General features: G+C 62.9%; 8 protein-coding genes. 1 reads left to right on the forward strand and 7 read right to left on the reverse strand.

Going from position 1 to position 6085, the window contains the following annotated elements:
- Positions 1–23: 23 nt before the first annotated feature.
- Positions 24–719, forward strand: coding sequence for a ribonuclease HII (locus E5W87_RS22285; protein ID WP_292402330.1), 696 nt, complete (start codon positions 24–26; stop codon positions 717–719).
- 253 nt (positions 720–972) lie between these two features.
- Here E5W87_RS22285 and E5W87_RS22290 read toward each other — a convergent pair whose 3' ends face one another.
- The 7 genes from E5W87_RS22290 to E5W87_RS22320 all read right to left on the reverse strand — a co-directional run.
- Complete coding sequence (locus E5W87_RS22290) at positions 973–1464, reverse strand: F0F1 ATP synthase subunit B (RefSeq protein WP_292402312.1); 492 nt, start codon at positions 1462–1464, stop codon at positions 973–975.
- Between the two features lie 10 nt (positions 1465–1474).
- Positions 1475–2074 (reverse strand): F0F1 ATP synthase subunit B, encoded by a 600-nt coding sequence (locus E5W87_RS22295; RefSeq protein WP_292402316.1) that lies wholly within the window; start codon positions 2072–2074, stop codon positions 1475–1477.
- A 76-nt stretch (positions 2075–2150) separates the two neighbouring features.
- Positions 2151–2375 (reverse strand): F0F1 ATP synthase subunit C, encoded by a 225-nt coding sequence (locus tag E5W87_RS22300; RefSeq protein ID WP_056103679.1) that lies wholly within the window; start codon positions 2373–2375, stop codon positions 2151–2153.
- A gap of 78 nt (positions 2376–2453) precedes the next feature.
- On the reverse strand, positions 2454–3212 hold the full coding sequence (locus tag E5W87_RS22305) for a F0F1 ATP synthase subunit A (protein ID WP_292402319.1): 759 nt from the start codon (positions 3210–3212) through the stop codon (positions 2454–2456).
- 71 nt (positions 3213–3283) lie between these two features.
- Positions 3284–3682, reverse strand: a complete 399-nt coding sequence (locus E5W87_RS22310) for an AtpZ/AtpI family protein (RefSeq protein ID WP_292402322.1) — start codon at positions 3680–3682, stop codon at positions 3284–3286.
- Between the two features lie 242 nt (positions 3683–3924).
- On the reverse strand, positions 3925–5109 hold the full coding sequence (locus E5W87_RS22315) for a cell wall hydrolase (RefSeq protein WP_292402325.1): 1185 nt from the start codon (positions 5107–5109) through the stop codon (positions 3925–3927).
- A gap of 118 nt (positions 5110–5227) precedes the next feature.
- Positions 5228–6085 (reverse strand): MFS transporter (locus E5W87_RS22320; protein WP_292402327.1); only part of this gene is annotated, 858 nt, incomplete at its 5' end.

Raw genomic sequence — 6085 nt, forward strand, 5'->3', positions numbered from 1 at the left:
GCCAATGCGAACCTCGCCGCAACATGGTTCGCGCGCGCTCTGATTCTCCGCTTCTCTTCGAAATCGTTGAGAGACCCGATTTCTCCTTCGAGACGAAGGCTATGGCCGAGGGCCTGTGGCCGGTGGCGGGAATGGACGAGGCTGGCCGCGGCCCGCTCGCCGGGCCGGTTGTGGCGGCAGCGGTGGTGCTCGACCCCGCCAACATTCCCGACGGCCTCGACGATTCCAAGCGCCTCAGCCATCTGCAGCGCGAGGCGCTGTTCCTGAAAATCCTCGGCTCCGCTCTTAGCGTGTCGATGGCTTCGGTCAGCGCGGAAGGCATCGATGGCAGCAATATCCTCAAGGCCAGCCTTGAGGCGATGCGCCGCGCATTGGTCGGGCTGTCGGTGCAGCCAAAGCTGGCGCTGGCTGATGGCCGCGACGTGCCGCCCGGATTGCCCTGCGAAGGCAGAGCGCTGATCAAAGGCGACCAGCGCTCGCAGTCGATCGCCGCCGCCTCGATCGTCGCCAAGGTGATGCGCGACCGCATGATGTGCGGCTGCGGCAGCCATCACGCGCAATACGGCTTCGAGTTCCACATGGGCTACGCCACTGTCCGCCACCGCACGGCGATCGAGGTGCACGGACCGGTGGCGCGGCTGCACCGCGCCTCCTTCGCACCGTTCCGGCTTGGCGGCACCGAAGTGCTCGATGAAGAGAGCCTTGCCGGCCTGGATTGACGCGATTCGAGCGGTCAAGCCGTAATCTCCCCCTTGAGGGAGAGATGGCCGGCAGGCCAGAGGGGGGTAGCCGCGCGTGAAGCGCCAACCTCCTCTTTCATTCGACGTGTTATCCCATGGCGTCGCGACGCCGAAGCGACCGCCTCTGTCGCCTTCGGCGACATCTCCCCCTCAAGGGGGGATTATCCCGACCGCAACAAAAAAGCCGCCAGGTTTCCCAGGCGGCTTTCGATGAATTTCTCGATGAAGTCGCTTAATTCAGCTTGGACTTAACATCCTGAAGCGAGGCGTTGAACAGGTCGGCGCCGGCCTTGGCATCGATCTTGCCGGCGAGCAGCGTGCGTGCGGCTTCGACGGCGATATCGACAGCGCTGGCGCGCACCTCACCGATCGCCTCGCGCTCGGCCTGACCGATCTTCAATTCGGCAAGTGCGGTGCGCCGGGCGACATAGTCCTCAGTCTTCTGGTGCGCCTCGGCGGCCAGCATGTCGGCCTCGCGCTTGGCGGCGGCGACGATGTCGGCGGCCTCCTGCTCGGCTTCCTTGCGCTTGCGCTGGTATTGGCCGAGCAGTTGCTGGGCCTCCTCGCGCAGCCGGCGCGCGTCCTCAAGCTCGTTGCTGATCTTGTCGGCGCGGGCATCGAGCGCCTTGGCGATCAGCCCCGGCACCTTGATGTAGACGGCAATGGCCAGGAAAATGACGAGGGCAACGGTGGCCCAAAGTGTAGCGAGTGACGTGGCGTCCATGATGCGCTCCTCACCGGGCCACGGATTTGACGGCTGCCGCGATCTCGGCCTTGCTGGCTTTGCCGCCGACAAGCGCCTCGACGATGGCCGAAGCGGTGTCCTCGGCGATCGTGCCGACTTCCTTCATGGCATTGGCCTTGATGGACGAAATGCGGGCCTCGGCCTCGCCAAGTTTTTGGTCGAGGGCAGCCTCGACCTTCTTGCGGGCGGCCTCGGCTTCCGCCTTGGCGGCATCGTTGGCCTGCTGTCCGATCGCATTGGCCTTGGTCTTGGCTTCCGCCAGTTCCTGCTCATAGGCGGCAACGGCGGCATCGGCCTCGCCCTTCAGCCTGGCGGCATGGTCGAGGTCCTGGGTGATGCGGTCGTTGCGGACATCGATGATGCCGCCGACACGCGGCATCACCACCTTCTTGAGGAACAGATAGAACAGCCCAAAGGTGATCGCCAGCCACAGAAGCTGCGACGGGAATGTCGCCGGATCGAATGGCGGGAACATGCCGTGCGCCTCGGCAGGCACACCGGTGCCGGAATGCGTTTCGCCTTCCGTGCCGGCATGGCCGCCTTCGACGGCGGGCGCGGACTCTTGCGCAAAGGCAGATGTCACGAACATGGACTATTCCCTGATATCAGGCCCGCCGCTGATTGCGGCCGGCCCGTCCAATTCCCAATGTTAGCCGAACAGGGGCTCAGCCGAACAGAGCCAGAAGCGCGATGAGAAGGGAGAAGATGCCCAGCGCTTCGGTCACGGCGAAGCCGAAGATCAGGCGGCCGAATTGGCCATCCGCGGCCGACGGGTTGCGCAGCGCGCCCGCCAGATAGCTGCCGAAGATGTTGCCAAGGCCGATACCGGCGCCACCCATGCCGAGGCATGCGATGCCGGCGCCGATGTACTTTGCTGCTTCTGCTTCCATTTGTTCAACTCCTTTGGATCTAAAATTCCGTTGCGATTCCATCCGGCAGCAATGCCGGAAACTCTTGGCCAGCCTGGGTCAGTGCCCGGGGTGCAGGGCGTCGTTCAGATACATGCAGGTCAGCACGGCAAAGACATAGGCCTGCAGGAACGCGACCAGCAGCTCCAGCGCCGTCAGCGCCACGGCCATCGCCAGCGGCAGGACCGATCCGGCGATGCCAAGCGTGCCAAGCGCGCTCAAGCTCACCACGAAGCCCGAGAACACCTTCAGCGTGATGTGGCCGGCCAGCATGTTGGCGAACAGACGAACCGAGAGGCTGACCGGGCGCGAGACGAAGGAAATCACCTCGATCAGCACCACCAGCGGCAGCAGATAAATCGGCACGCCATGCGGCACGAACAGTTTCAGGAAACCGAGGCCGTGCTTCATGAAGCCGTAGACGACGACCGTCCCGATCACCAGCGCAGCAAGGCCGAAAGTGACGATGATGTGGCTGGTGACGGTGAAGAAATACGGGAAAAGACCGAGCAGATTGGCAACGAGCACGAACATGAACAGCGAGAACACGAAGGGGAAGAACTTCATGCCTTGCGTTCCGGCTGCGTCCCTCAGCATGTTGCCGACGAATTCGTAGGCCATTTCCGCGACCGACTGAAGACGGGTGGGAACGAGGCTGCGGCTCGACGTGGTGAGATAGAGGAACGCCGACGCAACGGCGACGGTCGCGACCATGAAAAGAGCCGAATTGGTGAAGGACAGATCGTAGCCGCCGATGTTGATTGGAATCAACTTGACGATATTGAACTGGTGGATCGGATCGACCTTGTCAGCAGCCACTTTAAATCCCCATCAAAGCCGCACGCGGCTTTAGTGTCCTGTTCGTTGCGCCGGCAAGCGGCGCCTCAAGTTCATTCTTTCGGATCGCGGGTTTTGTCGCCCTGTCCGAATTCCGCCATAAGCCCTGCGGAACGCAGGACGTTGAGCACGCCGGCGCCAAAACCCAGCAGCAAAAAAACGATCAGACCCCATGGCGATGTCCCCGCCACACGGTCGATGATCCAGCCGAGACCAGCACCAACCACTATCCCGGCGATGAACTCGCTGGACAGCTTGAGCGCCTGGCCATATCCGGCCGCACTGCCCGCTTTCGCGTCGTCTTTCCCCTCGCGCCGGTCCGGCCGCCTTGTTGCAAGCGATGCCTCAAGGTCGCGCCGGCGGCGCTCAAGATCGTCGTCGCGGATGTCGGCTTGACGCTGTTTGCCGCGGCCGGTTTCTCCGGTTCCGTCTGGCCCATTTTTGTCGGCCATCGCAACCCCCTTGCCCGGTCAGATCGTCGCCGTCCGTCCGCTCTTAAGTCGCCGGCAACATAGTTAGAGGGTCCGCGCCCGTCAAGCCACGGGCGGAACTTCAGTCTCAAGTATTTTCCCTTTCGAAATCAATGATTTGCCAGGGTGCGACATCGTGCCCGCTACCGCCGTTGGCGTGCCGCGACCGAATCCCTCCGGCGATGGCTCTTCGATCGACCGCGGCTAGGGCCTTGCCGAAGCACTCAGCTCCAGCCGCCGCCATAGGTGCGGTAAAAGATGTGCAGGCCGATCTTGGTCATTTTTTTCATCGTCCGCGCCCAACCCGGATTGACGTAGTTGGCGTAGTAATGGGTCGACGACCCCACTTCCGGGATGAAGATCTTGCCGGCAGTGACCGCCATGGCGACATCCTGCGCAGTCTTGTAGTGGGCGGGGCTCTGGATGCGCTTCTTCCTACCGTCGCAGGCGAAGGAAAACTGGCAACGGTTGAACCATTTGTCATTCTGGTAGACGACGCCGCAGATCGAATTCGGATAGGCCGGATTGCGAACGCGATTGAGGATGACCTGGGCGACGGCAGCCTGGCCACGCACGGATTCACCGCGCGCTTCGAAATAGATACCGTTGGCGAGGCAAGTCTGTTCCGGCTTGGAAAAGACGCTCGCCGGCAGCGGAGTTTGCATCCACGAATGATCGCCCTTGGCCACCGGCGGAATGAAGCGGCCATCGTTGGGCTTCTCGTCCTGCAGCAAGGCCTCGAAGGGCGACGCCTGCGCATAGTCGGGCGCGGCCGAGGCGTAGGCCGTCGCCAAGACGTCGGGGTGATCGTTATTGACCAGTGCGGCAAGCATGGCCGGCACGCCGGGATCCGGCTTCTTGTCGACGCGCGCGTGGAACGCGGCGGCAATCTGGATCTCCTTGCCTTTGATCTCGGGCTTGGCGAAGGCCATCTTCAGGCTGCTGTCCATGCTCGGACGAAGCAGCGAGGAGGTGCGCTCAAAAATCGAGCCGGCATTGAAGTTCTTCGGTGGCGCGACCGGCGAGACCATGATGATGCGGCCACTTTTATTGGCCCGCACAACGCGGTCCTCGTCGGGCGTCGTGCTGGCCACGCTGCCCTTCCCGCGAAACGATACGGCGCCGATGCCGGGCAACCGAACGCCGGAACCCGAAATCGCGCCGGTCGTGTCGGAATCGAGGAAAGGCATTTCGGCGGCATGGACCGAGCCGGCGACGGATTTCTCGACATAGGCGTTCCAGCGGGCGTTCGGCGCCTTGAGGCCGGAAATCAGGCTCGTCATGTCCTGGTAGGCAATGACCGTGGGAAAGCCGACCCAGACGCCAAGGCCGATGACCAGGGGAGACAGAAAGGAACGTTTCTTCTCACCGGCGACAGCGACAAGCCGCTTCAAAACACGTCGATGCACGGAACTCTCCAGAAACGCAACTGACCCCACTGGAGAGGCACAATGATGCATTAACCTTGATGGTGCGTTAACAGGTTGGATCGTGTTTTCCCTGTCGATCTTCCCTGTCGATCTGAAGTCAGGCGCTTTTGCGGCCATGTTCGGGCCGAAGAAAGATCGGCCAGGCGATCAGTGCGCAAAAAGCCGCAGCCAGCCAGACGCCCGCCCACGACCAGAAGACGAGAAGCCCCGGAATGGCGATCGGCACCAGGAAGAACGCAATGAAGACCAGGCTGTTGGCGAGGCCGAGCGCCGTCCCAGCGTGGTTTTCGCCGGCAAGCGTGGCAAGTTCGGTGTAGGCGACACCGTGCCATGAGGAAACACAGATGCCGGCAGCAACCAGCACCGCAAGAATCGCCGGCGAGAGGATCGGCTGCCATTCGGACATGGCGGCGAATGCCAGGACCAGCAGTCCAAGCGCTGCGAAGGCGACTACGCTCAGGGCGCTGCAAAGACGCAGGAACGACCGGCGGTTGCCGCGGCGATCCGTAAAGCGGCCGCTCCAGACGCGCATGACCATGGCGCCTATCTGCACGGCGGCCAGGCTGGCGCTGATCGTTGCCGTTCCCATCCCGGCGAAGTCGTGCAGGAAGACGGCGGCGAAGGTGAGCACCGCCACTTGCGGAAAGCAGAGAACGCCGATGGCCGTTGCGATGCGCCAGATATCGACATTGCGCAGCGGTGTCGGGCCGGCCGGCGTGGTTGTGGTGGTCTCGGTATTCGCATCATCATACTCCGGCGGCTGACGCAGCCAGCACCAGGCGAAAACAGTCGAGACGGCGGACGCCACCGCCAGCGACCCGAAGACAGCGGCGAAACCGTGAGCCGAGGCTAGCGACGGCAGGGAGAGAGCCCCGAGCCCACCGCCGAGAGGGATCGCCGTCTGCCTGATGCTCATGGCAAAGCCGCGTTCGCCCTCGCGGAACCATGCCATTAT

Source organism: Mesorhizobium sp., assembly GCF_004962925.1.
Taxonomy (GTDB): domain Bacteria; phylum Pseudomonadota; class Alphaproteobacteria; order Rhizobiales; family Rhizobiaceae; genus Mesorhizobium.

Coding starts and splice junctions, on each gene's coding strand:
- E5W87_RS22300 (WP_056103679.1), bottom strand. CDS start 2,375: ATGGAAGCAGAAGCAGCAAAGTACATCGGCGCCGGCATCGCATGCCTC.
- E5W87_RS22295 (WP_292402316.1), bottom strand. CDS start 2,074: ATGTTCGTGACATCTGCCTTTGCGCAAGAGTCCGCGCCCGCCGTCGAA.
- E5W87_RS22285 (WP_292402330.1), top strand. CDS start 24: ATGGTTCGCGCGCGCTCTGATTCTCCGCTTCTCTTCGAAATCGTTGAG.
- E5W87_RS22290 (WP_292402312.1), bottom strand. CDS start 1,464: ATGGACGCCACGTCACTCGCTACACTTTGGGCCACCGTTGCCCTCGTC.
- E5W87_RS22310 (WP_292402322.1), bottom strand. CDS start 3,682: ATGGCCGACAAAAATGGGCCAGACGGAACCGGAGAAACCGGCCGCGGC.